General features: G+C 42.2%; 2 protein-coding genes. Both read left to right on the top strand.

All coding sequences use genetic code 11. From position 1 onward, the window contains the following. On the top strand, positions 1-1,399 hold a 1,399-nt coding region (locus B7Y67_RS17365; protein ID WP_293599703.1), incomplete at its 5' end, for an AAA family ATPase. Further along, on the top strand, positions 1,396-1,655 hold a 260-nt coding region (locus tag B7Y67_RS17360; protein WP_293599702.1), incomplete at its 3' end, for a hypothetical protein. The genes B7Y67_RS17365 and B7Y67_RS17360, both read left to right, overlap by 4 nt.

The following is a 1,655-nucleotide window of genomic DNA, read 5'->3' as shown; positions in this document are numbered from 1 at the left end:
AGCGCGTGTCTTGTCTAACCGTTTTTCAGACTGTTTTTCCATTATTAGCATTTTTACGCCCAATGTTTCTGCATTGGATATGTTGCGTTTGATTGCACAAGAAGCAGGACTTAATCCCTCAAGCGGAGCAAGCAAAGTTGAATTAATGCAGTTGATTAGAGCTTATTGCTTGCAATTACATCAGCAAGGTAGACGTTTTTTACTGCTGATTGATGAAGCACAAACGATGTTGGTTGAGACTATTGAAGAATTGCGTTTATTGTCCAATATGCAGGTTGATGATACCAAGCTGGTTCAAGTGCTGTTGTTTGGGCAAACAGAGTTAGATCGTATGCTCAATTCTCCAGAATTGCGTCAGGTAAAAGATCGCGTTTTATTTCAACTGAATATAGCCCCTTTTAGTCGCGACGAGCTGGCGGACTATTTAGCCTTTCGATTACAACAAGCCGGTTATAAGGGACAGTATTTTTTTAGCGATGCAGTGGTTGATGCGATTTATAAAAAAAGCCAAGGTTATGCACGAGCCGTTAATCGTTTGGCGGATCAAGCGCTGATGGCGGCCTTTGCCGAGCAAACACACCAAGTGCAGGTAGATCATGTTGAGTCCTCGAATCAGGAAGCCATTCAACCATTAGTGCTTGAAGAACCTGTTAAGTCAGACATAACTGAGTCAGTGTCCATTCACCAAAAAAGATACCTAAAGCAAACGCTCATTGCTGTTTCAGTTTTAGCTGTTTTGACTTGGATGGTCTCAGAAATAATTCAGTATTCTCAGCCGTCATCCACTCTGACCGAACCTAAGACTGACTCAATAATCACACCAGCCAAACCTGAGGTTGAATCTACAGCGCCGATTCATAGTGAGATAGCTCCCGTTGAACTTTCAGCTAACCACAATGAAACAGAAGCTAATGTCGCTAAAACTCAATCTCAGCCAGAAAAAGCGTCATTATTAACAGAAGCAGTGGTTCATGAACCGTTTAGCCAGATAGCAGAATTACCGGTCGAGTTATGGCTTAAAGCTGGCGCAACAGACGCACAATGGCAACAGATTCATCAACAACAGCTTCAACTCTTCCAAGAGCTGGCCGCCAAAGATAAATACACCATTCAATTGATGTCCAGCCCGTGGCGACTGCGTGAGTTTTTTGTGCAGGAGGTGTCTGGGATAGTTGCACAGCTTCCTAAAGCACCTGCTTTCTATTATGATTACTCTGGTTCACCGGAACGTCCGCGCATTGCAGCTATTTACGGTGTTTATGATTCAAAAGAGGATGCCAAACAGGCGTTAAAAGTCTTGGCAGAGATGAATAAAGGATATAGACCAGAAATGACGAGTTATAAACAGGTTGTTGCGTTCATGAGTAACTCCCAAGTTCTAATGGAGCACTCTCATTGATTCAAGTTTATTTTTCTTATTCAGTGCAGATTGTTGCTTTGCTATTTTTATTTGGATGTAGTACTCCTCGATCAGTTAGTATTGATCAGCCGTCAAAAGGTCATTTGCAAGTACCATCAACAGATAAAAGCGTTGCGCCCATACCGCATATCAAGTCAAATGCTCCTTATCTGCCAAAACCGAAACTAGCGGAGACAGAAAATCTTTATAGCCTTTCCGTAATTCAAGCGCCTGTTAGAGAGCTTCTTTTTAAATT

It is taken from the genome of Polynucleobacter sp. 35-46-11 (assembly GCF_002281105.1).
The sequence above is the reverse complement of the archived record's forward strand: the minus strand, read 5'-3'. Positions and strand labels throughout refer to the sequence as shown.